The organism is Variovorax sp. YR566, from assembly GCF_051992195.1.
Classification (GTDB): domain Bacteria; phylum Pseudomonadota; class Gammaproteobacteria; order Burkholderiales; family Burkholderiaceae_C; genus Variovorax.
Genome location: NZ_CP197092.1, coordinates 2,640,305 through 2,665,690 on the forward strand (window position 1 = coordinate 2,640,305; position 25,386 = coordinate 2,665,690).

General features: G+C 65.5%; 23 protein-coding genes. 9 read left to right on the top strand and 14 right to left on the bottom strand.

Translation table 11 applies throughout. From position 1 onward, the window contains the following. Positions 1-22 precede the first annotated feature (22 nt). Positions 23-2,620: a DNA mismatch repair protein MutS gene (mutS, locus tag ACTG4X_RS12350; protein WP_093082400.1), complete on the bottom strand. Its 2,598-nt coding sequence runs from the start codon at positions 2,618-2,620 to the stop codon at positions 23-25. Between the two features lie 217 nt (positions 2,621-2,837). On the opposite strand from mutS, the gene ACTG4X_RS12355 reads away from it, so the two are divergent. The 4 genes from ACTG4X_RS12355 (at position 2,838) to ACTG4X_RS12370 (ending at position 6,537) form a co-directional block, all read left to right on the top strand. Beyond that, positions 2,838-3,467: a hypothetical protein gene (locus ACTG4X_RS12355; RefSeq protein ID WP_097199518.1), complete on the top strand. Its 630-nt coding sequence runs from the start codon at positions 2,838-2,840 to the stop codon at positions 3,465-3,467. Between the two features lie 32 nt (positions 3,468-3,499). Beyond that, positions 3,500-4,477, top strand: coding sequence for a magnesium and cobalt transport protein CorA (locus tag ACTG4X_RS12360; protein ID WP_093082404.1), 978 nt, complete (start codon positions 3,500-3,502; stop codon positions 4,475-4,477). 63 nt (positions 4,478-4,540) lie between these two features. Then, complete coding sequence (locus tag ACTG4X_RS12365) at positions 4,541-5,008, top strand: MarR family winged helix-turn-helix transcriptional regulator (RefSeq protein WP_093082406.1); 468 nt, start codon at positions 4,541-4,543, stop codon at positions 5,006-5,008. After that, positions 5,005-6,537, top strand: coding sequence for a DHA2 family efflux MFS transporter permease subunit (locus ACTG4X_RS12370; RefSeq protein WP_093059063.1), 1,533 nt, complete (start codon positions 5,005-5,007; stop codon positions 6,535-6,537). Before ACTG4X_RS12365 ends, ACTG4X_RS12370 begins: the two co-directional genes overlap by 4 nt. Positions 6,538-6,548: 11 nt before the next feature. On the opposite strand, the gene ACTG4X_RS12375 is transcribed toward ACTG4X_RS12370, so the two are convergent. The 3 genes from ACTG4X_RS12375 to ACTG4X_RS12385 all read right to left on the bottom strand — a co-directional run bounded on the left by ACTG4X_RS12375 (position 6,549) and on the right by ACTG4X_RS12385 (position 9,235). Next, positions 6,549-7,388, bottom strand: a complete 840-nt coding sequence (locus ACTG4X_RS12375) for a siderophore-interacting protein (RefSeq protein WP_440533894.1) — start codon at positions 7,386-7,388, stop codon at positions 6,549-6,551. Positions 7,389-7,428: 40 nt separating this feature from the next. Continuing rightward, positions 7,429-7,995 carry a PadR family transcriptional regulator gene (locus ACTG4X_RS12380; RefSeq protein WP_093059065.1) on the bottom strand — a complete coding sequence of 189 codons (567 nt, stop codon included), beginning with the start codon at positions 7,993-7,995 and terminating at the stop codon, positions 7,429-7,431. 91 nt (positions 7,996-8,086) lie between these two features. Continuing rightward, on the bottom strand, positions 8,087-9,235 hold the full coding sequence (locus tag ACTG4X_RS12385) for an FAD-dependent oxidoreductase (RefSeq protein WP_440533895.1): 1,149 nt from the start codon (positions 9,233-9,235) through the stop codon (positions 8,087-8,089). A 74-nt stretch (positions 9,236-9,309) separates the two neighbouring features. On the opposite strand from ACTG4X_RS12385, the gene ACTG4X_RS12390 reads away from it, so the two are divergent. Continuing rightward, complete coding sequence (locus tag ACTG4X_RS12390) at positions 9,310-9,750, top strand: MarR family winged helix-turn-helix transcriptional regulator (RefSeq protein ID WP_440533896.1); 441 nt, start codon at positions 9,310-9,312, stop codon at positions 9,748-9,750. Here ACTG4X_RS12390 and ACTG4X_RS12395 read toward each other — a convergent pair. Next, complete coding sequence (locus ACTG4X_RS12395; protein ID WP_440533897.1) at positions 9,747-11,165, bottom strand: cytochrome-c peroxidase; 1,419 nt, start codon at positions 11,163-11,165, stop codon at positions 9,747-9,749. The genes ACTG4X_RS12390 and ACTG4X_RS12395 overlap by 4 nt on opposite strands. Positions 11,166-11,410: 245 nt before the next feature. On the opposite strand from ACTG4X_RS12395, the gene acpA reads away from it, so the two are divergent. After that, a complete protein-coding gene (acpA, locus tag ACTG4X_RS12400) occupies positions 11,411-13,549 on the top strand; it encodes an acid phosphatase (protein WP_440534386.1) in 2,139 nt (712 codons plus the stop codon). Positions 13,550-13,604: 55 nt separating this feature from the next. Here acpA and ACTG4X_RS12405 read toward each other — a convergent pair whose 3' ends face one another. Genes ACTG4X_RS12405 through ACTG4X_RS12415 form a run of 3 tightly spaced genes read right to left on the bottom strand, consistent with a single transcriptional unit; the run spans position 13,605 to position 17,181 of the window. Next, complete coding sequence (locus ACTG4X_RS12405) at positions 13,605-15,440, bottom strand: sensor histidine kinase (protein WP_440533898.1); 1,836 nt, start codon at positions 15,438-15,440, stop codon at positions 13,605-13,607. Next, positions 15,437-16,624, bottom strand: coding sequence for a PrsW family intramembrane metalloprotease (locus ACTG4X_RS12410; RefSeq protein ID WP_440533899.1), 1,188 nt, complete (start codon positions 16,622-16,624; stop codon positions 15,437-15,439). Before ACTG4X_RS12410 ends, ACTG4X_RS12405 begins: the two co-directional genes overlap by 4 nt. Continuing rightward, entirely contained in the window at positions 16,621-17,181 is a 561-nt protein-coding gene (locus ACTG4X_RS12415; protein ID WP_093082416.1) for a hypothetical protein, read from the bottom strand. The genes ACTG4X_RS12410 and ACTG4X_RS12415 overlap by 4 nt, the downstream gene beginning before the upstream one ends. 96 nt (positions 17,182-17,277) lie before the next feature. Between ACTG4X_RS12415 and ACTG4X_RS12420 the strand changes: the two genes are divergently transcribed. Beyond that, the gene (locus ACTG4X_RS12420) at positions 17,278-18,195 is read left to right on the top strand and encodes a protein NO VEIN domain-containing protein (protein WP_440533900.1); all 918 of its coding nucleotides are present in this window, start codon (positions 17,278-17,280) and stop codon (positions 18,193-18,195) included. 20 nt (positions 18,196-18,215) lie between these two features. Here ACTG4X_RS12420 and ACTG4X_RS12425 read toward each other — a convergent pair whose 3' ends face one another. From ACTG4X_RS12425 to ACTG4X_RS12445, 5 genes are read right to left on the bottom strand one after another with little or no spacing between them, the layout of a single operon-like run. Continuing rightward, positions 18,216-19,373 (bottom strand): DKNYY domain-containing protein, encoded by a 1,158-nt coding sequence (locus tag ACTG4X_RS12425; protein WP_440533901.1) that lies wholly within the window; start codon positions 19,371-19,373, stop codon positions 18,216-18,218. Between the two features lie 21 nt (positions 19,374-19,394). Next, positions 19,395-19,889 carry a hypothetical protein gene (locus ACTG4X_RS12430; RefSeq protein ID WP_440533902.1) on the bottom strand — a complete coding sequence of 165 codons (495 nt, stop codon included), beginning with the start codon at positions 19,887-19,889 and terminating at the stop codon, positions 19,395-19,397. 16 nt (positions 19,890-19,905) lie between these two features. Then, positions 19,906-21,063, bottom strand: a complete 1,158-nt coding sequence (locus ACTG4X_RS12435) for a DUF1963 domain-containing protein (protein ID WP_440533903.1) — start codon at positions 21,061-21,063, stop codon at positions 19,906-19,908. Between the two features lie 3 nt (positions 21,064-21,066). Next, positions 21,067-21,264, bottom strand: a complete 198-nt coding sequence (locus tag ACTG4X_RS12440; protein ID WP_440533904.1) for a hypothetical protein — start codon at positions 21,262-21,264, stop codon at positions 21,067-21,069. A 57-nt stretch (positions 21,265-21,321) separates the two neighbouring features. Continuing rightward, positions 21,322-21,633 carry a hypothetical protein gene (locus ACTG4X_RS12445; RefSeq protein WP_093059076.1) on the bottom strand — a complete coding sequence of 104 codons (312 nt, stop codon included), beginning with the start codon at positions 21,631-21,633 and terminating at the stop codon, positions 21,322-21,324. A gap of 292 nt (positions 21,634-21,925) precedes the next feature. Between ACTG4X_RS12445 and ACTG4X_RS12450 the strand changes: the two genes are divergently transcribed. Beyond that, positions 21,926-23,263 (top strand): glycosyltransferase, encoded by a 1,338-nt coding sequence (locus ACTG4X_RS12450; protein WP_093082430.1) that lies wholly within the window; start codon positions 21,926-21,928, stop codon positions 23,261-23,263. Continuing rightward, on the top strand, positions 23,260-24,216 hold the full coding sequence (locus ACTG4X_RS12455) for a hypothetical protein (protein ID WP_093177730.1): 957 nt from the start codon (positions 23,260-23,262) through the stop codon (positions 24,214-24,216). The genes ACTG4X_RS12450 and ACTG4X_RS12455 overlap by 4 nt, the downstream gene beginning before the upstream one ends. A gap of 39 nt (positions 24,217-24,255) precedes the next feature. Here the strand turns inward: ACTG4X_RS12455 and ACTG4X_RS12460 are convergent, their stop codons facing one another. Further along, a complete protein-coding gene (locus tag ACTG4X_RS12460) occupies positions 24,256-25,380 on the bottom strand; it encodes a 3-deoxy-7-phosphoheptulonate synthase (RefSeq protein ID WP_093177729.1) in 1,125 nt (374 codons plus the stop codon). Between the last annotated feature and the right edge of the window lie 6 nt (positions 25,381-25,386).

Genomic DNA, 25,386 nt, shown 5'->3' on the forward strand with positions numbered 1-25,386 from the left:
GTCTGGCATGACCGGCGCCGGATCATGCGGCACCGAGTTCACGTTTATTCAGTTTTTGAAGGGCATACAAGGCATCGAGGGCCTCGCGCGGGCTCATGGTGTCGGGGTCGAGCGCGGCCAGCGCGGATTCTACGGCGCTGGCCAGCGGTGTCTCGGCCACCGGAGGCGGTGCAAACAGGTCGACCTGTGCACGAGTTTGCGCATGCTGCGATTCAAGCGCCTCCAGCGCCTGCCGCGCATGGTTGACCACAGCCGCGGGCATGCCCGCGAGCCGCGCCACCTGGATGCCGTAGCTCTTGCTGGCCGGGCCGGGCTGCATTTCGTGCAGGAACACGATGTCGCGGCCCGCCTCGGTCGCGCTCACGTGCATGTTCACCGCGCCATGGTGCGTGGCCGGGAACTCGGTCAGCTCGAAATAGTGCGTGGCGAACAGCGTGAAGGCCTTGCTGCGGTCGTGCAGCTGGGCCGCGATGCCGGCGGCCAGCGCAAGCCCGTCGAAGGTGCTGGTGCCGCGGCCGATCTCGTCCATCAGCACCAGCGACTGCGCGGTGGCGCTGTGCAAGATTTGCGCAGCCTCGGTCATCTCGAGCATGAAGGTCGACTGCGCATTGGCCAGGTCGTCCGCCGCGCCGATGCGGGTGTGTATGGCGTCGATGGGCCCGAGCCGGCAGGCTGCCGCCGGCACGTGCGAGCCGATGGAGGCCAGCAGCACGATGATGGCCACCTGCCGCATGTACGTCGACTTACCGCCCATGTTGGGGCCGGTGATGACCTGCATGCGCTGTTGCGGCCCGAGCTGCGTGTCGTTGGCGATGAATCCGCCCGACGACTTCTCGGCCAGCCGCGCTTCCACCACCGGGTGGCGGCCCTGCTGGATCTCGATGCAGGGGTGCGCCACGAAGCTCGGTGCGCGCCAGTGCAGCGTGTGCGAGCGCTCGGCCAGCGCGCACAGCGCGTCGAGCGTGGCGATGCCGCCGGCCAGCTGCGTGAGCGCGGGCACCGAGGGCTGCAGCGCGTCGAGCAGCTGCTCGTACAGCCACTTCTCGCGGGCCAGCGCGCGGTCTTGCGCGCTCAGGGCCTTGTCCTCGAAGGCTTTCAGCTCGGGCGTGATGAAGCGCTCGGCGTTCTTCAGCGTCTGGCGGCGGCGGTAGTTGTCGGGCACCTTCGAGAGCGCGCTTTGCGTCACCTCGATGTAGAAGCCGTGCACGCGGTTGAACTGCACCCGCAGGTTGCTGATGCCGGTGCGCTCGCGTTCGCTGATTTCGAGCTTCAGCAAAAAGTCGTCGCAGTTCTCGCTGATGGCGCGCAGCTCGTCGAGTTCGGCGTCGTGGCCGGTAGCGATCACGCCGCCGTCGCGCACCAGCGCGGACGGGTCGGGCTTGATGGCGCTGGTCAGCAGGTCGGCGCAGCCGGGCGGCGGGGCCAGGCGTTCGGTGATCTGGGCCAGGAGGTTTGCAGACGCAGGCAGCAAGGGCGCAAGCTGCTCCGCTTTCGATAGCGCCAGCCGCAGCGCCAGCAGTTCGCGCGGGCGCACCTGCCGCAGCGCGATGCGGGCTGCAATGCGCTCCACGTCACTCGTGTTCTTGAGCTGCTCACGCAGCGTGCGCCACGGTGCGGCAGTGCCACCGAGCACGGTCGACTGCAGGGCGCCGATGGCTTCGAGCCGGGCCTGCGCTTCGGAGCGGTCGCGCCGGGGCGAGAGCAGCCAGCGTTTCAGCAGGCGGCTGCCCATGCCCGTCATGCAGGTGTCGAGCAGCGAGAACATCGTGGGCGAGTCTTCGCCACGCAGCGTCTGCACCAGTTCGAGGTTGCGGCGCGTAGTGGGCGGCAGCTCGATCAGGTCGCCGTCGCGCTCGACCGACAGGCGCTGCACGTGCGAAAGCGCGCGGCCCTGGGTGTGCTCGGCATAGCCCAGCAGCGCGGCGGCTGCGGCATGCGCGTTGGTCAGCGATTCGGCGTTCCAGGCGGCGAGGCTGTTGCTGCCCATCTGCTCGGCCAGCTTGCGCTCGCCCAGGCCGCCGTCGAATTGCCACGCCGGGCGGATCGACAGCGTAAAGGGCGTGGCGCTGCGCGCGGCTTTCAGGCGTTGCTCGAAGGCAGGCGTTACTTCGGCGCTGTACAGCAGCTCGCTGGGCGCGATGCGAGCGATCCAGGCTTCGAGCGCGTCGGCCGGGCATTCAGCCAGCCGCAGTTCGGCGCCGGTCACGCTGAGCCATGCCAGCCCGCAGAAATTGCGCGAGCCCGCATGCACCGCGAGCAGCAGCGATTCGCTCTTGTCGTTGAGCAGTTCGGAGTCGGTCAGCGTGCCGGGCGTAACCACGCGAACCACCTTGCGCTCGACCGGGCCCTTGCTGGCGCCGACTTCGCCCACCTGCTCGCAGATGGCGACCGATTCGCCCAGCTTGATGAGGCGGCCCAGGTAGGTATCGACCGCGTGGAAGGGCACGCCGCACATCACCACCGGCTGGCCGGCCGACTGGCCGCGCTGGGTGAGCGTGATGTCGAGCAGGCGCGCGGCCTTTTCGGCGTCGGCCCAGAAGAGTTCGTAGAAATCGCCCATCCGGTAGAACAGCAGGGTGTCCGGATGGTCCGCCTTGAGGCCTAGATATTGGGCCATCATCGGGGTGTGCCCGAGCGTTGCTTCTGCCCCGCCGGGGGATGCCGTCGATTTATCCTTCGAATTCAATGATTTCGCCTTGTGTCTGTGTCGGGGTATCCGAGCGAGCCTTGGCTCGGATTATCTTGTATGGGACATCCGCAAGGCGCCGGCTGGGCCCGCACCCACCACTCTAAAATCCCCCGACGCGACCCCCGCGTGAAGAACAAACAAGGCGCCCATGGCCCAGCTGGATGATTTCAAAGGCCTTGAAGCGAACGCGGCTGCGCTGCCCGGCAGCGCCACCTTGCCCGCAGAGCTTGCCGCGCTGTATCTGTGCATAACACCGGCCCAGCTTGCGGAGCTGCGAAAGGCGAAACGGCCCGAGGGGCGCGCGGGCCACAGCCCGTCTGTCATCAGGCCGGTGGAAGGCGGCGCAGCGGGGCCCAAGGACCCGGTGCTCTACAACTTGGGTGCCTTGCGCGACTTTGCGAAAGCGCACGCCGCTCCATCCGCCTTCGACACCGCGGCCAGCGCCGGCATGCTGGGTTGGGTGTCGGCGAAGCTGCCTTTCTTCGCGGAACTCGAACCCCGCATCAAGCGCGGCAAGCGCGTGATCATCGGCGGTGCCTGGGACCGGACCGACCCCCTGCGCGAGGCGCGCTTCGTCGATCTCGCGAAAGGCCGCATCCGATTCGCATCGCTGACATGCTCCGAAGCCGCGGCCAGCCTGTGGGCCGATGTTGCGAGCCATTCCGCGCTGGCTGAAAAGGGGCTCGCGCTGCTCAGGAGCGAAACGCAAGCCATCGAGGCTTCGCTGGCGGCCACCGCCCAACTGGCCGCAACTTCGAATTCCAACGCGACGACCTGATCGACGTCCAGATTGAACATGGAAGAGTACCGATGCTGATCAATTGCGTCGCTTATGAAAACGGCGCCAAGCTCGCCGACATCTCGGTCGAGGCCATCAGCGACTACATCAGCCGGCCGGGCTGTTTCGTCTGGGTGGCGCTGAGCGACGCCTCACCGGAAGAACTGAGCGTGATGCAGCACGAATTCGGCCTGCATCCACTCGCGGTGGAAGATGCCCGCAACGGCCACCAGCGGCCGAAGATGGAGGAATACGGCGACTCGCTCTTCGTCGTCATGCACATGGTCGAGCCATCGCCCGAGGGCGAGCACTGCACGAACGTGGGCGAGGTCGACGTGTTCGTCGGCAGCAACTACGTGCTGTCGGTGCGCAACCGCAGCAAGCAGGGCTTTCTTGGCGTGCGCGAGCGCTGCGAGCGCGAGCCGGACCTGCTGCGCAACGGCGCGGGCTTCGTGCTGTATGCGTTGATGGACGCGGTGGTCGACCGCTACTTTCCGGTGATCGATGCGCTGGAGGACGAGCTCGAAGCCATCGAGCAGCAGCTTTTCGGCCAGGGCGGCGCGGCGCGCGACAAGATCAAGCAGCTCTACGACCTGAAGCGGCGCAGCATGATCCTCAAGCGCGCGGTGGCACCACTGCTGGAGGCGTCCGGCAAGATGCACGGCGGGCGCGTGCCGCAGATCTGCATGAGCTCGCAGGAGTACTTTCGCGACGTGGGCGACCACCTGGGGCGCATCAACGGCTCGATCGACGCGATGCGCGACACCATCGGCACGGCGATCCAGGTGAACCTGTCGATGGTCACCATCGAGGAGAGCGAAGTCACCAAGCGGCTCGCGGCCTGGGCCAGCATCTTTGCGGTGTGCACCGCCTTCGCCGGCATCTGGGGCATGAACTTCGAGAACATGCCGGAGCTGAAATTCCGCTACGGCTATGCGGTGGCGCTGGGGCTGATCGTCAGCACCTGCGGCTATCTCTACTACCGGTTCCGGCGCGCCGGCTGGCTTTGACTGCGAGTGTGGGCGGGGCCTGCTAAGGCCCAACTAATAAACATGTAGATAATCAAGTCCCTTATGAAAAGGGACTTCACCCAGCGCTTCGGCTTCCTCGTCAAGAGCGTGGGCAAGCTCTACAGCGAAGAGTTCGACCGCCTCGCGCGCGAACGCATCGGCCTCACCAGCGCCCAGTGCCGCCTGCTCGGCGCGCTGGCCATGCACGGCGATGAAGAACCCCTCTCTCAGGCCGAACTCGCGCAGCGGCTCGACCTGACCCCGATGGCCGTGGCCGGCCTGTGCGACCGCATGGCTGCGGCCGGCTGGATCCGCCGCGAGCCCAGCGCCACGGACCGCCGCGTCAACAAGATTCATCTGGAGCCCAGCGCCGAGAAGGCGCTCGACAGCGCGCTCAGCCTCAGCGACGGGCTCAATGCCCGCGTGATGGCGGTGCTGTCGCAGCCCGAGCGCGCGCAACTGCTGAGCCTGCTCGCCAAGGTGCAAGGCAGCCTGGTGGAAATCACCTCGGGCGAGGGCAAGAAGCCATGAGCGTCGCGCCCGGAACCAAGGTGCCGCACCGCGGCATGATCACCATCTCGATCATGCTGGCGACCATCATGCAGGCGCTGGACACCACGATCGCCAACGTCGCACTGCCCCACATGCAGGGCAGCCTGCAGGCCTCGCAGGACCAGATCACCTGGGTGCTCACCTCGTACATCGTGGCCTCGGCCATCGCGCTGCCGCTGACCGGCTGGCTGTGCGGCCACTGGGGCCGGCGGCGCGTGTTCATCATCTCGGTGATCGGCTTCACGGTGGCCTCGGCGCTGTGCGGGCTTGCGACCTCGCTGGTCGGCATCGTGGCCGCGCGGCTGCTGCAGGGCATCTTCGGCGCGGCGCTGGTGCCGCTGTCGCAGGCGGTGCTGCTCGACATCAACCCGCGCGAGAAAGTCGGCCAGGCAATGGCGATCTGGGGCGCGGGCATCATGGTCGGGCCCATCCTCGGGCCGCTGCTGGGCGGCTGGCTCACCGAGAATTTCGACTGGCGCTGGGTGTTCTTCATCAACCTGCCGGTGGGCATCTTCGCCTTCTGGGGCATCGCACGTTACCTGCCCGAGAGCCGGCCGCAGGGCGAGAAGCTCGACATCTTCGGCTTCGTGACGCTGAGCCTGGCCATCGGCATGCTGCAGCTGTTTCTCGACCGCGGCGAGCAGCTCGACTGGTTCGATTCGTGGGAGATCAAGCTCGAAGCCGCCGCCGCGCTGGTGGCCTTCGGCTTCTTCGTGGTCCACACGTGGACGGTGCAGGGCGTGTCTTTCTTCGACCGCGACTTGCTGAAAGACCGCAACTTCGTCACCGGCCTGCTGTTCGCGTTCATCGTCGGCATGATCTTGTTCGCGACGATGGCGCTGCTGCCCAACTTCCTGCAGGGGCTGATGGGTTATCCGGTGGTCTACACGGGCGAGGTGACGGCGCCGCGCGGCGTCGGCACGATGATCGCGATGATCATTGTGGGCCGGCTGGTGCAGAAGGTGGACGTGCGCGCGATCATGGCTGTGGGCTTCGGCCTCACGGCGTTCTCGCTCTACCAGATGACGCGGCTCACGCTGCAGATGGACAGCACGCTGATCATTGTCTCGGGCTTCATCCAGGGCCTGGGCATCGGCTTCACCTTCGTGCCGCTGTCGACCGCCACCTTCGCCACGCTGGCGCCGCGGCTGCGCAACCAGGGCACGCCCATCTTCAGCCTGCTGCGCAACATCGGCAGCAGCGTGGGCATCTCGATCGTGCAGGCGCTGCTGACCGAAGGCTCGAGCAAGGCGCATGCGCAGATCGCGTCGACCGTGGCGCCGGGCAATACCGCGCTGTCGACGCTGCCGCAGATGATGTCGCCCGACACGATGACGGGGCTGGCGCTGCTGAATGCGGAGGTGACGCGGCAGGGCGCGCTGATCGGCTACCTAGACGACTTCGCCATCATGATGATCATCACGGTGCTGGCGATTCCGCTGCTGTTGCTGATCAAGAGCCCGAGGCGCAGTGCGGCCGCCTCAGGCCCGGCCGAAGTGCCGCACTGAAAAGACCCGTCTTACTCGTCGTGCGTGTCGTGCGTTGCCACCGCACCGCGACGCCAGTAGCCCGAGGCCCGCGTCCACTTCGGATTCGCGCCGCGCTCGCCCACCAGGTGCGCACGCAGCGCCTTGGCGATGGCCGATTCGCAGCCTACCCACGCATGGAAATCGCCGGCCGGTAGCTGCATGGCCTTCAGCGCGTCGAGCAGCACGGGGCTCAGGCCCGGCTTGGTGCCGCGGCGGTGCACCCACTTCAACGTGAGTTCGGCCTGCGTGTCGAACGGAATCTCGTCGGCTTCGCTGTCGACTTCCGCCAACACTACCGCGCGCGAGCCGGCCGGCAGCTCGGCCAGGCGACGCGAGACGGCGGGCAGGGCGGTGTCGTCGCCGATCAGCAGGTGCCAGTCGAACTCGGTCGGCACGATGAACGAGCCGCGCGGGCCGCCCACACCGACAATGTCGCCGGGCTTGGCCTGCTCGGCCCACTGCGTGGCGGGGCCGGCTTCGTGCAGCGCGAAGTCGATTTCGAGCGTGCCGGCCTTGGCGTCGTGGCGGCGCGGCGTGTAGTCGCGCATGGTGGGGCGGCCGCTTGCGGGCCACACCGGGCCTTCGGGGCCGGCGGTGGGCAGCGTGAGCTTGCCGGTGGTGGCATCGGGAAAGAAGATCTTCGCGTGGTCGTCGAAGCCGGGGCTGGTGAAGCCCGCGAGGTCGTCGCCCGTGAGGGTGATGCGAATCAGGTGCGGCGTCACGCGCTGCGCGGTTTTCACCGTGAGCTGGCGAAAGCGCAGGTCGTGGCGCACCCGGCGCGGCGTGCGGTCGGGGGCGGTGGAAGCAGATGAAGTACTGAAGTCAGTCATTGCAGAAGTCCTGGGTGAGCAGGGCGGGTTGAGATGGGGTTCAGATCTTTTCGATCTGCTGCGCGGCGCTGTCGAGCACCGCGGCGAAGTCGTGGGCCTGCTGCTCGGTCAGCACGCCCGACAGGCGCATGCGCATTGCGAGCTTGAGGTTCTCGATGGCGCGCGTGACCTGCGGCGGGCGTCCACCGCGGGGGCCGGCGCCGTCGACGCCGCCGCTCATGCGGGACATCATGGCGTCGGCCATCTCGCGATTGGCCGTGAGGAATTCCTGGCCGCTGGCCGTGATGCTGTAGCGCTTGCGGCCGCTGCCGTCGGCGGTTTCCACGCTGAGGTAGCCCATTTCCTCGAGCAGCGTTAGGGTGGGGTAGACCACGCCGGGGCTCGGCGCATAGCTGCCGCCGAGGCGGTCTTCGATGGCCTTGATCAGTTCGTAGCCGTGGGCCGGCTTGTCGGCGATGAGCTGCAGCAGCACGAAGCGCAGGCCACCATGGCCGAACACGCGTCCGCCGCCGCGGCCGCCACGGTGTCCGCGACCGCCGGAAAGGCCGTCTTCATGTTCGCCGCGGGCGGTGTGGCAGTGGTGATGGTTGAGATGGAAATGCCTCATGGTGGGTGCCCTTTGTGATGTGTATCGGAATTATTTTAGATATATCTAAAATAAAGTCAAATCGATATGCACCGGATACCCGGGATGCGTGTCAGGCAGCGCCGGCGCGGTGCTCCTGCAGGTGCGCCAGCGACAGTGCCTCGCCGATGTGCGACATCTGCACGGCGGCGGCTTCGGCCGAGCCTTCCGCCGCTTCGATGACGCGCTCGAACATCTCCATTTCGTAAGTGGCAACCGCTGCGGCCCAGTCTTCCTGTCCGGCGAGCAGGGCGGCCAGCTCGGCGGCGTCGCGCATGGCGGCGTTCACGCCTTCGCCGCCGAACGGCGACATCACATGCGCCGCATCGCCCAGCAGCGTGAGCCCGCGCCGGGGCGCCCAGCAATGGCCGACCGGCAGCGCGTGGATGAGACGAGGGACGAACTGGTCGTTGCTCATCCGGAAGAGGTCGGTAACGGCATCGGCATAGCCCGCGAACTCCGCGAGCAGCGCGCTGCGCACCGCTGCTGGCGACGAGAAGTCGAAGCGCTTCGCTGCCCAGTCCGCCGGCGCGCGGAAGATCGCATAGCCACGGATATGCGCGTTGCCGTTGCGCTGCACGATGATTGCCTTTCCATCGCCTTGCACATCCAGCTTGCCCCGGCCGACGAGCTGCGCGATGGCCGGATGGCTGCGGTCGACGTCGTCGATGCCGAACTCGATGAAGGTCAGGCCGCTGTACTGCGGCTTGTAGGGCGACAGCAGCGGCCGCACGCGCGACCACGCGCCGTCCGCACCGACGACCAGGTCGAACGGGCCTGCCTCGCTGCCGCCTGTGAACGAGAGGTTCCAGCGCCCGCCTTCCTGCAGCCGCATGTCACTGAGCGCACGGCCCCACTGCACGCAGCCGGCCGGCAACGACGCCAGCAGCATGTCGCGCAGCGCGGTGCGGTCGACCTCGGGGCGGTTGCCGGCGGAGGCATCGGGCTCCTCGAACAGCACGCGGCCGGTCTTGTCGAGCAGGCGCGAGCCCTGGTCGTCGTAGCGCGCGATGCGCTGGAACTCGCTGTCGAGCCCGGCGCGTTGCACGGCCAGCAGGCCGGAGTCTTCGTGCAGGTCGAGCGTGCCGCCTTGCGGCCGCGCGAGCGGGCCCTCTTCGCGTTCGAACACGGTGGCATGAATGCCGGACAGATGAAGGATGCGTGCCAGCGTGAGTCCGCCGGGGCCGGCGCCGATGATGGCAATGCGGGGATTGGTGTGCATTCGGATTACTTCTCAATAAAGGATAGGTTCCTATTTATATTAGCATAGGAGGCTATGCATGTAAGATATCCGGCATGACCGACACCGAGACACCCAATCCCCTGAAACTCATCGGCCGCGTGACGCGCGGCTTCTCCCGCATTGCCGACGTCGGGGTTCGTGAACTCGGCTTTGCCGTGGGTCAGCTGCCGGTGCTGGTGTCGCTCAAGAAAAGCAAGGCGCTGTCGCAGGCCGAGCTCGCGCGCATCGCACAGGTGGAGCAGCCCAGCATGGCGCAGCTTCTGGCCCGCATGGAGCGCGACGGCCTGGTCGAGCGCGTGCCCGACCCCGATGACAAGCGCAGCCGCCTCATCTCGCTGACCCCGCTGGCCGCCAGGCGCCTGCCCAAGGCCAAGGCCGTGATGGATGCGCACACGCAAGAGGCGCTGGCCGGCTTCTCCCCCGAAGAAGTCGAGCAACTGACAGCGCTGCTGGTGCGGCTCAACGCGAACGTCGAGCGCATGGGCGGAGGCTAGCGCCCAGCGTTGACCGGCGCGTTCTTCTGGTCCGCGTCGGTCAGCGTGCGCAAAAACGCCGCCACGTCGCGAATCTCCGCCTCGGTCAGCGCCGGCCTGTCGCCACGCTTCTGCCCGAAGGGCGCATCGGTGTTGATGTTGGCGTGGTACTGCGGCGGCAGGTCGTCGTACTGCTGCACGATGCCCTTGGCCGAACGCGCATACCAGCGCTGCGGCGTGGTGTCGCGCTGCGCGTAGAAGCGGATGGCTTCCTCCAGCGAATGGAATACCCCGTTGTGGAAGAAGCTCTGCCGCACCGCCACGTTGCGTAGCGTGGGCGTGCGGAACAGGCCGCAGTACTCGGGGTGGTCCTTCATGTCGGTGCGGTACGGGCCGCACAGGCCGAGGTCGTAGAACGCCGGATCGGCATTCGCCTTGAGCTTGCGGTTGCGCGGCACGGCCAGCGCGATCAACCCGAAGTCGGTGAAGAGCGGAAAAGCGCCGTCCTGCGTGCGTACGCTGATATGGCACGAGGCGCAGTTGCCCTTGTTCTCGTCGTTGAAGAGCCGCAGCCCGCGCGTCTCGGCGACGCTGAGCTTGGCTTCGCCGCGCAGCACTGCGTCGTACTTGCTCGTGAACGGATAGAAGTCTTTCGGCGACTGCTGGAACACCTCCAGCGCAAGGCCCGCGGCCTTGAAGGCGGCGTCCGGGTTCTTGAACACGTCGTCGCCGAAGGCCTTGCGCAGTTCATCGGCATAGGTCGCGCGTTCGAGCTTGGCCGCCACTTCAGCCGCAGACGCGTTGCCCATCTCGGAGGGCGAGAGCAGCGGCATGCCCGCTTGCTCGTGCGCGGAGCCGGCGCGGCCGTCCCACATGTGGCCGCCGGTGGGGCCGGCGTCGATGCTGTCGTCGCCGTCGTTGTCGTGGTGGTGCTCGGTGAAGGCGATGAGCGTTTCCAGGTAGCGCAGCGAGGGCACGGCGCGCGGGCCTTCCTGCTTGCCGTCGGCGCCGCCGAGCTGTACCGACAGCGCATTGGGCGGCCCCCACGCGTGCTGCGGGTCGTGGCAACTCGCGCACGAGGCCTTGCCCGTGGCCGAGAGGCTGCCGTCGAAGAAGATGCGCCGGCCGATTTCAGTGAGCTGCGCGGCGCTGGGTTGCGGCCGGCCGGGCACGGGGGCGTAGGTGGCGCCGACGTAGGCGGGCTGAGCGGGGGGCGCTGCGGGGGCTGGCGTTGGCGCGGCTTGGGGGGGCGGTACCGGCGTCGAAGCAGTCAGCGATGCGGGCGCATCGCGGCCACAGGCGGCAAGTACGCCACACAGCAGGGGAGCCGCGGCAAGCAGGGCCAGTCGGCGAAGGGAGCGTGTCGTCGGGGGCACGTGGAGAAAGGATGGGCGGACCGGACCGCGAGGCAACCGGCGAGGATCGGTTTCACACATGTCAGCGGCGTGACATTTGGTGGAGATTTCTTAGCCCTGAATTAGCAATCCCGGTGTACGACGAATTGCAACATGGCTGTCACGCGTCACGCAGAGCATCACGGCGCCCGGCCGCCGGTCTGGTTCATCCACACCTCATAACTCCACTCATGATGAATTCATCCCAACGTAGCAGCGCGTCTTTGCGCGGGCGCAAACTCGTGCGCCACCTGACTCCCTGGCCGACAGCCATTGCGGCGGCGGCGATGGTCGTGGCCTGTGGCGGTTCCGACAACAACTCGGGCTTCTTCGGGTTCCCTTCCGGCGGCAGCAGCACGACGACCACTTCCGGCGTCGTCACCGGCAGCTACTACCGCAACGCCAAGGTCTGCATCGACACCAACAACAACGGTCGCTGCGACAGCGGTGAACTCGCCACCACTACCGATGCCAACGGCGCCTTCACGCTCTCCGGCCAGGGCGCCGTGGTGGCCGAGATCGGCACGTCGAGCAAGCGCTTCGACCCCACGACCAGCACCGAGACAGCCGTCACGCAGCCGCTGGTGTTCCGCGCACCGGCCGCAGCCAATGGCGTGGTGAGCGCCATCACCACCGAACTGGTGGCGCTGATGGATGCCAACGGCGGCAACCTTGCCGCCGCGCGCACCGCGCTGGCCGCACGCCTGGGCGTGAGCGAAGCACAACTGCTGGCCGACCACAACAAGATCACCGACGCCGGCATCAAGACCGCGCTGCAGAACGAGATCGACCAGGCCATCGAGCGCATCGCCGAAGCGGTGGCCGAGGCCGGTGCCGGCGGCGACGTGATCGCTGCGCTGCGCAACCGCTTCGCGCTCGACCAGATCACCAACGTCGTCGTCATCTACGCGGAAAACCGCGGCTTCGACAATCTGTACGGCCTGTTTCCCGGCGCCAACGGCATCCCGGGCGTGAACCCGACTTCGCTGACCAAAACGCCGGAACCGCAGAAGGACTTCGACGGCTCGACGCTGCCGACCCTGCCGCCTGTCTGGGGCGGTGTCACCGCGGCCGGCCAGACCACCACGATCACGCAGGCGCAGACCGTGGGCATGCCCAACCAGATGTTCCAGATCGATGCCGATGCGGGCTTCTACAACACCGGCACCAAGATCGACCAGACCATCATCTCGCGCGACCTGGTGCATCGCTTCTACAACAACCAGATGCAGATCAACGGCGGCAAGAACGACAAGTTCACCGCCTACTCGGATGCCGGAGGCCTCAGCATGGGCTACTACGACGGTACCAAGATGAAGCTGTGGCAAGTGGCCAAGCAATACACGCTGGCCGACAACTTCTTCATGGGCGCATTCGGCGGCTCGTTCCTGAACCACCAGTACCTCGTGTGCGCCTGCGCGCCGCTGTACCCCAACGCAGATGCTGCCTCGTCACCCGCCAAGGCCAGCATCTCGGCCATCGACACCGACGGCGCCGGCAACTTCGTGCGCCTCACGCCCGCCGCGGGTGCGTCGACCTCGGTGCTCAACGCCGCGCCCACATACCTGAACGACAACACACTGACGCCGAAGGATGCCGCCGGCAACTTCTACGCAGTCAACACCATGCAGCCGCCGTACCAGCCCAGCGGCAACGCACCGGCGACCAGCGACACCAGCAAGCTCTTCGCCGACCCGACCAAGGCCAACACGCTGCCAGCGCAGACGCAGGCCACCATCGGCGACCTGCTCACGGCCAAGGGCCTCAGCTGGGCCTGGTATGGCGGTGCGTGGAAGGACACCACGGCCATCGCAACGGGCAGCCGCGTGTTCCCGCCCTCAGTGCCGCCCGCCGCGCAGACGCCCAACTTCCAGTTCCACCACCAGCCGTTCAACTACTACGCCGCGTTCGACCCGAGCGCCCACCCCGATGCGCGCGCCGCTCACCTGAAGGACTTCGATGCCGATTTCCTGAAGGACGCCGCCGCTGGCACGCTGCCCGCCGTGAGCTTCTACAAGCCGCAGGGCAACCTGAACCAGCACGCCGGCTATGCCAGCGTGGCCGACGGCGACGCGCACATTGCCGACGTCCTCGCCAAGCTGCAGGCCAGCCCGCAGTGGAAGAACATGCTCGTGGTCGTCACCTACGACGAAAACGGCGGCTTCTACGACCACGCGACCGTGCCGAAGGGCGACCGCTGGGGCCCCGGCACGCGCATTCCCGCGCTCATCGTCTCGCCGTTCGCGAAGAAGGGCTTCATCGACAAGACCCAGTACGACACCGCCTCCACGTTGCGCTTCATCACGCACCGCTGGTCGCTGCCGCCGCTGAAGGGCCTTGTCGAGCGCGACGCCGCGCTCGTGAAGAACGGCAGCCGTCCGATGGGCGACCTGACCGCGGCGCTCGATTTCTCCCAGAAGCCCTGAGCTCTGGCATTGCTCTGAAGCGAAAGGGAGGGGGCGTGTAGCCCGCCTCCTTTTTTCATTTACCGGCTGCTGTCGCGGCTGGCACGGGCAGTCGCAGGCGCAGGCAAGTCTCTCCGGGCTTAGAGCGCACCGTGAGTGCGCCACCCAGCGCGGCGGCGCGCGTGTGCATGTTCGTCAGTCCCTTGCCCGCGAACTTGGCTTCTGCATCGAAGCCGCGGCCGTTGTCGCGCAACTCGATCTCGATGATTTCGCCGGTGCTGGTGGGCACCAGTCTTGCGCCGAGGCTGGCCCGCGTCGCCTGCGCGTGGGCCATCAGATTGGCGAACGCCTCGAACAGCAGCATCTGCGTCTGATGAGACTCGCGCACGCTCCAGCCCGTCATCAGCGGCAGGGGGCCCACGTCCCAGTGCAGTTCGATGCCGGCAGCCTGCAGGCGCGGCCCCAGGCGGTAGCGCACGCTGCCCAGGGCCGAGGCCACGTCGCCCTCGCAGCCATGCATGGCGTCCACCGTGAGCTTGAGCTGGTCCACCGCGTCGCGCAGGTGCAATGCCACATCGCCGAGGGCCGTTCCTGGTTGCTGGGTCATCTGCAGCAGCCCGACCAGCTGCCCACCGAGACCATCGTGCAGGTCCTGCGTCAGGCGCTGGCGTTCTTCCAGTGCGCCGCGCGCTTTTTCTCCTTCCCGCTCGCGGGCGAAGGAAGCTTCCAGGGCGGCGTTGCGCTCGGCGAGTTCCGCTTCCAGCGAGGCGTTCATTGCCGCCATCGCCCGGGCGTCCTTGCGCATGCGCTCGGCGATGACCCATGCCAGCGTGATGGCGAAGCCGACCCAGGCGAAGCGGATCCACGGCACCATCGCGTAGGCCTCCGGCGATGTGCGCATCACCCAGACGTCGCGCGCGCCGCACAGCACGACCAGCACCACGGCCACGCCCAGCACGCGGTGTTCCAGCACGGCACTGCGCAGCGCCACGCGCACTACGACGACCATCATTGCCAGTGCGGCCAGCAGGCCCAGCGACCGCCACAGCGGCATCAGCCACAGCAAAGGCACCATGATGCCCAGCACGGCTGCAACTGGTGCCAGCCAGGCCATCAGGCCCAGCAGGCGTGCCAGGCGGGTGTCGTCGCGTCCCACCACGGCCAGGGCGAAGCGGCACAGCAGTGGCACCGCCGCCTGGAACGCAGCCAGCGGCAGCACACCCCACCAGGGCCAGGGCAGCGGCACATGCGTGAACAGCACGCGCGCTGTCTGCACGGACCACAACAACTCTCCCAGGCCGTAGTAGAGGTAGATCGGTTCGCGCTGTCGCAGCCACACCAGCAGCGACAGCGCTCCCAGCACGCCACTCACGATGGCAATGAAGCGTCCGCCACTGACATGCCAGAACAGGGCGTCTTCGTACAACGGAAGAACCTCGGCCTTGCTGCCGACCACCACCGGCGACAGCCCTCCCTGCCTCGCAGCCTGCGCCGCGATGACGACTTCAACGCGATGCGGCGCCGTCGAGCCCGAGGCCGGCAGCACGAAGTACTGCGGCGCAACGGAGGCATCGTCGTAGGGGCCTGGCGGGAAGGCGCCGAATCGGGCCAGTTCCTGGCCGTTCACCAGCACACGAAAACTGTTGCCCAGGCGCGGCACGAACAGCGCCAGCGGCGCGGCAGGGTCGGCCACCGGTATGTCGAACGCGAACCGTGCCTCGCCGTCGACTGCGCCCTGCCGCTGATCCCAGTCATAGGGCAGTGCGACGGTCTGCGGCTGCGGTGCCTGGGCTGGAGCCTGACCGCGCAAGGCCAGCGTGAGCTGCGCCTGCTCGATGAGCGTGACTGCCCGCGAAGGAGCGCTCCATCCGGCTCCCAACACCGCGAGCATCAACAACAGCAGCGCCCTCATGCTTTCGCCCCGATGAGCGGATCCAGCTCCGCGCGCAGCCGCCTTATGGCCACTTCATGCCGCAGCGTTTGCGCCCCGCGTCCATAGGTGCCGGCCTTGCGGATCAGCCGTAGTTGCTCGCGCTGCAGCTGCGTCTTCAGGCGCCTTGCTTTCCAGCCGAAGGTCCATCCCATCTCCCTGCGGACCTTGTAGCGCTGCATGGGCGCGCCCAGGCGAACCCATTCGTCGTCGCGAATCAACTCGCGCTCCGGCACGAACCAGGCTGCGAGGGCATGCAGGTATGTGCCGTTCTCGCGAACGGCAACCCGCCAGAAGAGCCCTGCCGCGATGACAACGGGAATGCCCTTGACGATCAGCAGTACGGCCATCTCGCCGTATCCGCCGTCGAAGAGGTCTTCCAGAAACGGCGCGTTCCACACGAAGTGCATGGCCCACGCAAGGCCGAAGCACAGCAGCGCGCAGGCAATCCGCATCACCATCGGCCGCTCCGGGTGGAGCAGGAACCATGCAATGCCGAAGGACGCGATCGTCGTGTAGGCCGCGTGGCTCCACAGCCCGCTCAGCAGCCCGCGCGTCAGCAGGTTCAGAAGTACCGGATACACCTGGTTTTCGAGCGGAAAGTGCATGGACGAATTGACGGTGTAGCTCAGGTTCTCGATCACCTGAAAACCCAGCCCCGCCATCGCACCAACGATCAGCACCGAGAGATAAGTCTGAAACTGGTTGCGCGCGACCAGCACCAGCAGGATGACGCCGGCCAGCTTCAGGAATTCTTCCGTGATCGGCCCCGCAATCGCCGCCCCCCAGACCGCGACGAACTCCGGCGACACCAGCTTCGCGCACAGGCTCTGAATCGCGATGTTGGCCGGCGCGGCGAAGTAGACAGCGCCCATGCCGCCCCACGCAAAGGCCAGCACATAAGCCTCTGGCGGATGCTGCTCGAGCAAGTCCAGCGTGCGAAACGCCTGGAAGAAAGCCAGGGAGTAGAGCCCCCACACCAGCAGCCCCAGAAACGCGGTAACGGGCACTACGCGGAACCCCATCGAGAACATGCTGACCGTGTAGAACAGGCCGTTGACGATCAGCGCCGTCAGCACCCAGAACGCGGCGCGCTGCGGCTGGAAGAATGAATCGGTGCCAACCGGCCAGCCTGCGTCGCCCTGCTCGAAGGCGGGCGAACTCATTGCGGCGCCTCCAGGTCCATCGAGTCCAGCATGCGCCGCGCTTCCGTCAGCGCATCGTCCATGCCGTCGTTGGAGCCGTAGAAGTCGATCTGCACCAGCGACTTGCGCCGCAGGTCGACCACCTGCCAGAACCGGCCGGCCAGCTTTGAGCCGTAGTAAGCGAAAGTCTTGCCCTGCAGGCCCCAGGAGGTGACGAAGTCGGACACGTCGCCCTCGATGCTCAGGCGCTGGCCGCGCTCCATCAGCCGCTGCTGCCGTATCAGGGGGCCGTCGGGTCCGCCCACCCACCGGCCCGTGGTCACCAGGAACTTGTGGCCGCCCTTGAACAGCATCAGCGACTTGCCTGCCTTCGAGCGCGACACATCCATCTCCCATCCGTCGGCGGGAATGAACCGGGCCTGGCCGACATCTATCGTCTCCCCCACGGGCAACGGCCTGCTGCCCGAGGTATGGCGGTCCCAGAATGTCAGGCCGCCCACGTAGACGGCAATGGCGAGAAGCACCGCGAGCGCGCCCGGCCAGGTGCGATACGGTATTCGGCGTGAGGGCTCGTTCATCCTTTGATCCTGCCATACGATCGCGCCTGTCCCGGTGGGCGCGGCAAGCGATGCGGCATACTCCCACCCCCCTCAAACTCACCAGAATTCCACTGAATGGACAAGGAAGTCGAACCCCACGTACTCGCCGTCATCGACGAAATGCGGCTCAAAGGACCACGGCTCACGCCGGTCGAGATCGTCGCCAAGATGGGTGTGTTCGACGCGCGGGACAAGCCATTCGACCACGCCTGGCTGGCGACCGGCGACAACGTCATCGCCACCATCTGGGGCGAGTTCGTGAGTGTCGGTTCGGGCGGGCGCTGGTTCTGCATCGAGTCGCTCGATACGCAGCATCGCGTTGGCGGCGGCCCGCGCAACGCGCAGCAGGTGCAGCGCGCCAAGGACCGGCTTGCGTTGCTCAAGCGCACCTTCGACGCAGGCCAGGGTTTCCGTGCCGTGCTGCAGACCAACCGCATCGCCATCGCCGAGCTGGAGAGCAACAAGGACGCCAAGGTTTCCACTCGCGTGCGCGACGACGACGAATGGCACGTCGCCACCTGGGAGCCCGAGAAAAAGCTCGCGGTGCTGGTGCGTGGCCCGCGCGGCTGGGTTCCGACCGAGGCCGACCTGCAAGCCGCGAAGGCGCGCGGCAGCGTGCCGAAGGTGGCCGAGCCCGCGGCAGCGGTCGCAATCGGCCAGGCTTCGCCCGAGGAAGTGCACGCAGCCGCCATCGAGTACGTGACGAAGCACTTCACCGGCTACGGCTACAAGGCCGAGAGCGTGATCGCCCAGAACATCGGCTTCGACCTCGAAGTCTCGAACGCCAAGGGGCAGACGCTCCTGCGCGTCGTGGTGAAGGGCACGGCGCCCGGGGTGCCCAGCTTCAAGCTCAGCAGCGAAGAGAGCGCGTGTTCGGTGCGCGAGCCGCTGTGGCGGCTGCTGGTGGTGACGGATGCGGGCAGCGGGGTAGCGCAGCACAAGATCTACAAGCCGAACGAGATCAGTTCGGCGCCGGGTTACGACCCGTCGTAAACAGCGAGCAAGACGGCCTCCTAGGGCGACGGGCCCTTGTTGCCCGCCGCTTCGCCCGCAAGCTGGTGCCACCACCAGCCGCCGAGATCGGGCCGCGCCTCGAAGAACGGGCGCCAATCCTCGATCCATTCTTGCGGGTCGCACAGCTCGGCCCCAACGTAGACGCGGTAGCGATCCGTGGCTGCGTGGCCTCGCACGCGGCCGGGCACATGCGGCTCGCCAGGACCGGGAACGGTGAAGGTGGCCGCATCCGCGCCTTCGATCACCTTTTTCTCGTCAAGAAACCACACGGTAGTGCCGTCGGCCGCATAGCCGTGGCCTAGGTCGCGGAAGTTTTCCGGCCTGGCACCCTTCAGGCGGGTTCCGTAGAAATAGACAGCTTCACGATCACGAGCGATGTGGCTGATGTCATGCAGCTCATCGCGCGTACCGTCGCGGTAGTTGAGCCGTATCTCCGGCACGATCTCGAAGGCCTCCGGGCTCTTCGTACGGATCGCCTTGGCGGTGATGTAGTAGGCGCGCTCCCTGTCGTGCGCGTAACGAAGGTTCAGTGCCTTGAAAGTCGAGTGATCGGCGCCTTCGACAACGTACCAATAGAAGGTCGGCCTGGATCCGAACTCGCCCTGTCCATAAATGCGACGCCTGTCGCGCAGCCAGCGCCCGCCAACGGGCTCGAAGCTCCCGGCATCCACTTCCAGCACCTCGCCGCTGCGATCGGTGAGCGGCTTGCCGTCGAAGTAGACCGTGCGCCCATCGTGCGTGTAGCAGCACAGGGTCGCTTCGGGATGCGGGGCGATGCAGGTGATCGGCCAGTCGCAACCAGCGAAAGGGCCGATGCGTGGATTGCGCCGCACGGCTTCGCGGACATGCCATGTCGAGCGCAGATCGGGCTCGTCTCCCGGTTTCAGGTTCCACCGCGGCGCCAGAACGAGCCGCAGTATCTCGGCATCACCCAGCCCCCCGAAGTAGCTGCGCCTCTGGCTTTCACCATAGGTGTAGGGAAGCCATCGATAGGTCTCGCGCAGCCGCTCCCATTGCGCGGGGCTCAGGCCGATCAGCGGCAGCACTTCTTCGGGTGTGCGGCCGGTCGCCAGGAACAGGTTCGCGGCCTCGAAGGTGTCGTAGGGAATGACGGGCACGGTGCCGTCGCCTATTCGGAGATCAGATCGCTCGGTCACGGCGTTTCCTCAATCGCTGCGTCACTTGCCGCTTGCCGATCCGAGCTTGGGCCGTAGCGCCTCGATCATTGCCTCGAGATTTCTCGGCGTAACCTGCCAGCGCAGGGGATCGTCGTATTCGAAATCCGCACGGACCCGCCGCGTGTTCCGATTGAACTGGAAGAGCATCTTGATGATGCCCTTGTCATCTTTCTGGCGCAGCCATTCGCGATACGCCTTTACCTCACGTGCGACGGCGTCATCGAGAAAGGTTGCCGCGTGGGCCTTGCCTTGGGCATCGTAGGCGTATCCGTAGCTCTCGTTGACGTCGCCGTCGGAATCGATCGCGAAGATCGCCGAAACCTCGACCCAGTCGATGCCCTGGAGCCTGCCGCTGTTCACGATCGCGCGGGCGATGGCGCCCATCAGTTGCATGTTTTCCGACACGGGCTTTGCGGGTGCCGGCGGGGGCAGCCCAAGCATGGCGAGGGGCATTGCCATGAGTCTCAAGAACAGGCGTTTCTTGCTGTCAGCCATCCTGCCTCCGTGGTGCTCAGGTCGACTGGTAGGTATCGCGCACACGATCGAACCGGCGTTGCGCGAGGTCTTCGTCGCGGATCATGAGGAAATGGTTGCCGTCGCCACTGGCTACGGAATCCGATCGGCGGGCGCCGGCATGGTATTCACCGCCGTACGAAAACAGATGCCGCCATGGCGTCTGGCCGGGCACTGCGATGTGCCCGCCCGCCGGGTCCACGTCATCTTCGGCGTGGCCCTGGATGTCGTCGGGCCAGCCGCCTAGCCGATCGCCGAAGTTGCCGCCGTGCGCGGTGTCGCCTGGAGGCAGGTGGGGCGACAGCTGCAGCGGGTCTGCCCCCTGGAACCAGGCCCAGATCGCCTTGCTGCTGTGCTGCGGCAGGGCCGTCTTCCAGTGATGCGGCACGCTGAGGCCGGAATGCGGCAGCAGCCGGTCGGCCATCGGCAGACGGGACCAGGCTTCTTCGGGGCTTGCAGGATGGCCGTAGGAAGACCAGCGGTCGTTCCAGCGCTGGAGCTCGACGGGCCATTCGCGGCGCCGCAGCGCGGCCGGCCGTGCGTCGTGCCAGTACACGTGGTGAAGCGGCGTCTTGCCATCGTCGTCGCGCATCGCGTCCATGAAGATGAAGAGCACGCCGCTGCGCGGTAGCTTCGGATCGAAGCCGGGGAGCGCGGACAGTTGGCTCAGGTCGAGCTGCGCGATGAAGGCGAGCGGAAATTCGGTCTGCAGTGCGGCCATGCGAGCATGCAGCCACGCGATGCGGCTCGCATCGACCTTCGGGTCGCGCCGCTTGGTGCCTCGCAGTGCGTCGCGCATGAGCGCCAGGTCTTTCTCGGTGGCGCCGCTGGCGCGCATCGTTTGCAGCAGCCCTTCGACATCGCTTGCGGACATCGACGGCTTGGGGTGCCGGATGTCCTCGATCTGCTTGCGAAGCTGCGCCAGATGTCGCTCGGGCGCGGCCAGCGCGGGGCGCATGGGCCACGGCGCATCGGGTGGAAGGTCGGGGTTGCCGGCCATCTTGCTGGTGCCGACGGGCAGCGTGTCGTCCTTCTCCTGGCGGCGAACGAACATCACCACGGGCCGCACCGAGGCCTCGATGCGCCGGGCGTAGTCGCTCAGCCCGGCCTTGCGCAGCGATTCGCGCAGGGCCTGGGTATCAGCAAACACGGGCATGCATCAGGACTGCTCGGGCATGCTGGGCCACTTGCTGTACGCAAGCCACCAGAGCACGCCGATATTCACCAGAGGGATGAGGAACAGGATCGCCATGATGCCGGGGTGGCCCGTGCGCGCGACGATCCGCCAAAGCGGTATGCCGAATATCACTGCCGTGGTCAGGAGGACGAGCCAGTGCTCCGTCGAAAAACTACCCATCTTCATTCGCTCCTTGCGCGCTGGATCGCCAATGATGGCAGGCAGGCACCGCCAGTCTCAAAGACCGTTGGCCTCGCCACCGGGCAAATCGAAGGAGTCGGGTCTCGGGAATCTCTTGTCGGGCTTGGGAACTGCACGCCTGTGAATGGATGCGAAACTTGCGCAGCAGGCCGCCCCGATCACAGGAATCAACCACACCAGAGCCAGCTGGAGTCGTCGTTGCAGTGGCGAATAAAAGTCGCTGCGCAACACGACGACCGTTGCGGTCAGGTTGCCTGCGAGCACTGCGATGGCAATGAAGGCGAGTACGAAGTACACATGTCTGGGCAACGTGGCCTCCCCAAGAGCTTTTGAGGGGAATGTAGCCATGGGCGAATGCAGGCGTCAACCGCTCGCATTGGTCTGATGCATCACCATGCAACGAGCGGTTGTCGAAGCGGTGCGATCCGATGAGCCCCCCAGCGCTGCGACGCGTTTGCGTGCGATCGATTGACATCGCGCAAGGTCTCCGCAGCCTGCCTCAGATACAAATAGAAGCCTTCATCGGAGCCGGGCGGGCATGGTTTCTTGACTAATGGTTGTTGGAGTGCATCAAAATGTGTAAATAGACTGTTCGGAGCGTTTCATCAGTGTTACGTTTCCCGAAACTATCGAGGGTGATATGAACGAAGATGGCCAAAAAGCGCCGCGATCAAGGATTTATCTGCCGGTATCGGGGAAATTCCTTATTGCATTGATTGGCGCAATTGCCTGGATGGGGTTTTCAATATGGGCCGCCGAACTCTGGCTGGCCGATTTGAAATACCACGTCGGCGCCGCGCTGGCCATTTTTCTGGTCTATGGCATTGCCATTATTCCGGGCTTCATGAATGCATTCATGGCCATAAGCCTGCTTTTGGACAAGAGGCCGTCGCATCCTTCTTTGTCCGCTTATCCTGCGATATCCATGTTGGTCGCCGCGTACAACGAGGAAGCTTCCATCGAGGAAACTCTTATCAGCATCGACCGGCAAAATTACCCTGGCCCTCTGCAGGTCATCGTGATCAATGACGGCTCCACCGATGGCACTTCTCTTGTTGTCCAGCGCGTCCAGAATCGATATCCGTGGCTTACCTTCGTCGATCTGAAAAAGAACGGAGGCAAGGCCCGTGCCCTGAACATCGGGTTCAAGGAAGTTCTGCACAATCTGGTCGTCACGGTTGATGCCGATTCTTTCCTGTATCGAGGCGCGCTGGCCAGTATTGTCGAGCGCTATCTGGCTGACCCGCCCAATACGAGGGCCGTTGCGGGAAAAATCCTGGTTCGAAACTCACGGCAAAACTGGATTACCCGTTGCCAGGAGTGGGACTATTTCCACGGCATTGCTGCAATCAAGCGGGTGCAATCGCTGTTTCAGGGCACTTTGGTTGCGCAAGGTGCATTTTCTGTCTACGACCGGGCCGCGCTGGTGGAGGTTGGCGGGTGGCCTGAGTGCGTGGGAGAAGACATCGTGCTCACATGGGCCCTGCTGAAGGCCGGCTATCGGGTTGGCCACTGCGAGGACGCGTGCCTGTTCACCAATGTGCCCAGCACCCTCAAGCAACTGGTCAAGCAACGCCAGCGATGGGCGCGCGGCATGACGGAAGCCTTTATCAAGCACCCGGGAATTCTCCTGAAACCCCGCTTGTCGACATTCTTCATTTACTGGAACCTGCTCTTTCCGTGGCTGGATCTGGCATTCACCATCGGATTCATACCAGGGTTGGCAATGGCCCTTTTCGGCTACTACTGGATTGTGGGTCCGATGACTCTCGCGCTGATACCGGCTGCATTTGCATTGAGCCTCCTGATGTTCTTGATCGAGCGCCGGACGTTCAAGAAAACAGGGCTGGTCGTGCGCAAGAATGTTCAGGGTTTCTTTTTCTACGTATTGCTATATAGCCTGTTGCTGCAGCCAGCCAGTGTTCTCGGATATCTGGATGAACTGTTCAGAAGGCCTAAATCCTGGGGGACAAAATGATCGACGCGCTGAAATATTTTGCCGCCGTTGCTTCGGGATTTGTTTTTCTGGCCTCTCCCTGCGAAGGCGCGGAGGAAAAAAGCAAAGAAGAAACAACAAACATGGCTTTCGGCACGGATTTCTATCTGACCAACGACAGCGATAACTTTCAATCGCGGCGAGTGTCGGTCGAGTTTTTTCCTGCTTTTGAAAATGCCGATCGCTTTCTCGGATTCCGGCTCGGCGATTATCAATACCGTCAAAATAACTGGCAAAGAGCCGGAAAGAAGATCTCATTTCTGGCCCGCTCGATCGAAACCAGAACCGGCGATGGAGGGGCAATGGAGGCCGGCCTGTTCGAGCAGGGAGGGCACACGCTGCTGACGCTCGACGGCAGCTACCGCATGTCGCCGACAAAGAGCACGGCAGTGGAGTTTCTTGTGACGCGCGACTGGGTGGAAACCCCGAAATCCCTGGACCGCGGAATCGATTTTTCATTTGTCGGGGTTGCCGTGGACCAAGGGCTTGGAAGCCACGTGACCCTGGTGGGGCTGCTGGGACAGCAGTTTTTTTCCGACAGCAATCGACGTGACCACGCCCGCCTGCGGCTGATTTATCAACCATCGCTCGATCTGGGGCTGACCTTGCAAGCGCGCTATCGAACGTACCGGAGCAGTCATGAGGACGTGGACAGGGCCTATTTCAATCCGAAGAACTACAGCGAGTCGATGCTGGCGGTCGGCTGGCGGCATCGTTTCCAGGGATGGACTGCCGCTCTGACGGCAGGGCTTGGCAACGAGACGATCAATCACGACTTGAATCAGCCAACAAGACTGCTGGACCTGAGTCTGCAAAGCCCAGTCAGAGGATCGCAGGTCTTTCGCTTTGGCGCCGGCTACAGCCGCAGCACCACCTTCTCGGGCCCCAGCTACACGTATCGGTATCTGCGCGGCGAGTGGGTGATACTTTTCTGAGGTCAAGGCGCCCGCAGGCGAGCGGGCACCCCCGCAGCCTCACGCCTTCGACAGGCGCCGCCGAGCCTTCACCGCCGAAGCCAGCCCCTCGAGCACCGGTACCGTCTGGGCAAAGCCGATGCAGGCATCGGTGATCGACACGCCGTGCTTCAGCGCAACGCCGGGCTTCAGGTCTTGCCGTCCTTCTTCGAGATGGCTCTCGATCATGATGCCCGTGATGCGCCGCTCGCCGGCCGCGATTTGCGCCGCCACGTCTTCAGCGACAACGATCTGCCGCTGATGCTGCTTGCTGCTGTTGCCGTGCGAGACATCGATCATGACCTGCGGCCGCAGGCCGTTCGCCAGCAATGCTTCGCAGCTGGACGCGACATCCGCGGCCGAATAGTTGGGAGCCTTGCCGCCGCGCAGGATCACGTGGCAGTCGTCGTTGCCGCGCGTCTCGAAGATCGCTGCCATGCCCATCTTGGTCATGCCCATGAAGGCGTGCGGCGCGCGCGCCGCAAGAATGGCGTCGGCCGCGACCTTCACGCTGCCGTCCGTGCCGTTCTTGAAGCCGACCGGGCAGCTCAGGCCCGACGCCAGCTGCCGATGGCTCTGGCTCTCGGTGGTGCGAGCGCCGATGGCACCCCAGGCGATCAGGTCGGCAATGAACTGCGGGCTCAGCAGGTCGAGAAACTCGGTGCCGGTCGGCAGGCCCAGGGTCGTCAGCTCGAGCAGCAGGCGCCGCGCGCGCTCCAGCCCTTCGTTGATTGCGAAACTGCCGTCCAGGTGCGGGTCGTTGATGTAGCCCTTCCAGCCCACGGTGGTGCGCGGCTTTTCGAAATAGGCACGCATCACGATCAGCAGGTCGTCCTGCAGGGAATCGGCGACCTTCTTCAAACGCTGTGCGTATTCGATGGCCTGGTCGTGGTCATGGATGGAGCATGGACCGACCACCACCACCAGCCGGTCGTCGCGATCGTGCAGCACGTCGGCGATGGCCTTGCGGCTGCTTTCGACCAGCGCCAGCGTGTTGTCGCGCACGGGCACGCGCTCCTGCAGCAGGGCAGGGGTGATGAGCGGACGAACTGCGCCGATGCGCACGTCGTCGATCCGGGTGGTGTCGAGCGTGCTGTCGCGGGAGCCGATTTCGGCGTCGTGGAGGGGGTCGTCGAGGCGGGGCATGGTGTG

Excerpts from the sequence above, each read along its gene's own strand:
- mutS (WP_093082400.1), bottom strand. The coding sequence starts at position 2,620 with ATGATGGCCCAATATCTAGGCCTCAAGGCGGACCATCCGGACACCCTG.
- ACTG4X_RS12355 (WP_097199518.1), top strand. The coding sequence starts at position 2,838 with ATGGCCCAGCTGGATGATTTCAAAGGCCTTGAAGCGAACGCGGCTGCG.
- ACTG4X_RS12360 (WP_093082404.1), top strand. The coding sequence starts at position 3,500 with ATGCTGATCAATTGCGTCGCTTATGAAAACGGCGCCAAGCTCGCCGAC.
- ACTG4X_RS12365 (WP_093082406.1), top strand. The coding sequence starts at position 4,541 with ATGAAAAGGGACTTCACCCAGCGCTTCGGCTTCCTCGTCAAGAGCGTG.
- ACTG4X_RS12370 (WP_093059063.1), top strand. The coding sequence starts at position 5,005 with ATGAGCGTCGCGCCCGGAACCAAGGTGCCGCACCGCGGCATGATCACC.
- ACTG4X_RS12375 (WP_440533894.1), bottom strand. The coding sequence starts at position 7,388 with ATGACTGACTTCAGTACTTCATCTGCTTCCACCGCCCCCGACCGCACG.
- ACTG4X_RS12380 (WP_093059065.1), bottom strand. The coding sequence starts at position 7,995 with ATGAGGCATTTCCATCTCAACCATCACCACTGCCACACCGCCCGCGGC.
- ACTG4X_RS12385 (WP_440533895.1), bottom strand. The coding sequence starts at position 9,235 with ATGCACACCAATCCCCGCATTGCCATCATCGGCGCCGGCCCCGGCGGA.
- ACTG4X_RS12390 (WP_440533896.1), top strand. The coding sequence starts at position 9,310 with ATGACCGACACCGAGACACCCAATCCCCTGAAACTCATCGGCCGCGTG.
- ACTG4X_RS12395 (WP_440533897.1), bottom strand. The coding sequence starts at position 11,165 with ATGTGTGAAACCGATCCTCGCCGGTTGCCTCGCGGTCCGGTCCGCCCA.
- acpA (WP_440534386.1), top strand. The coding sequence starts at position 11,411 with ATGGTCGTGGCCTGTGGCGGTTCCGACAACAACTCGGGCTTCTTCGGG.
- ACTG4X_RS12405 (WP_440533898.1), bottom strand. The coding sequence starts at position 15,440 with ATGAGGGCGCTGCTGTTGTTGATGCTCGCGGTGTTGGGAGCCGGATGG.
- ACTG4X_RS12410 (WP_440533899.1), bottom strand. The coding sequence starts at position 16,624 with ATGAGTTCGCCCGCCTTCGAGCAGGGCGACGCAGGCTGGCCGGTTGGC.
- ACTG4X_RS12415 (WP_093082416.1), bottom strand. The coding sequence starts at position 17,181 with ATGAACGAGCCCTCACGCCGAATACCGTATCGCACCTGGCCGGGCGCG.
- ACTG4X_RS12420 (WP_440533900.1), top strand. The coding sequence starts at position 17,278 with ATGGACAAGGAAGTCGAACCCCACGTACTCGCCGTCATCGACGAAATG.
- ACTG4X_RS12430 (WP_440533902.1), bottom strand. The coding sequence starts at position 19,889 with ATGGCTGACAGCAAGAAACGCCTGTTCTTGAGACTCATGGCAATGCCC.
- ACTG4X_RS12435 (WP_440533903.1), bottom strand. The coding sequence starts at position 21,063 with ATGCCCGTGTTTGCTGATACCCAGGCCCTGCGCGAATCGCTGCGCAAG.
- ACTG4X_RS12440 (WP_440533904.1), bottom strand. The coding sequence starts at position 21,264 with ATGGGTAGTTTTTCGACGGAGCACTGGCTCGTCCTCCTGACCACGGCA.
- ACTG4X_RS12445 (WP_093059076.1), bottom strand. The coding sequence starts at position 21,633 with ATGGCTACATTCCCCTCAAAAGCTCTTGGGGAGGCCACGTTGCCCAGA.
- ACTG4X_RS12450 (WP_093082430.1), top strand. The coding sequence starts at position 21,926 with ATGAACGAAGATGGCCAAAAAGCGCCGCGATCAAGGATTTATCTGCCG.
- ACTG4X_RS12455 (WP_093177730.1), top strand. The coding sequence starts at position 23,260 with ATGATCGACGCGCTGAAATATTTTGCCGCCGTTGCTTCGGGATTTGTT.
- ACTG4X_RS12460 (WP_093177729.1), bottom strand. The coding sequence starts at position 25,380 with ATGCCCCGCCTCGACGACCCCCTCCACGACGCCGAAATCGGCTCCCGC.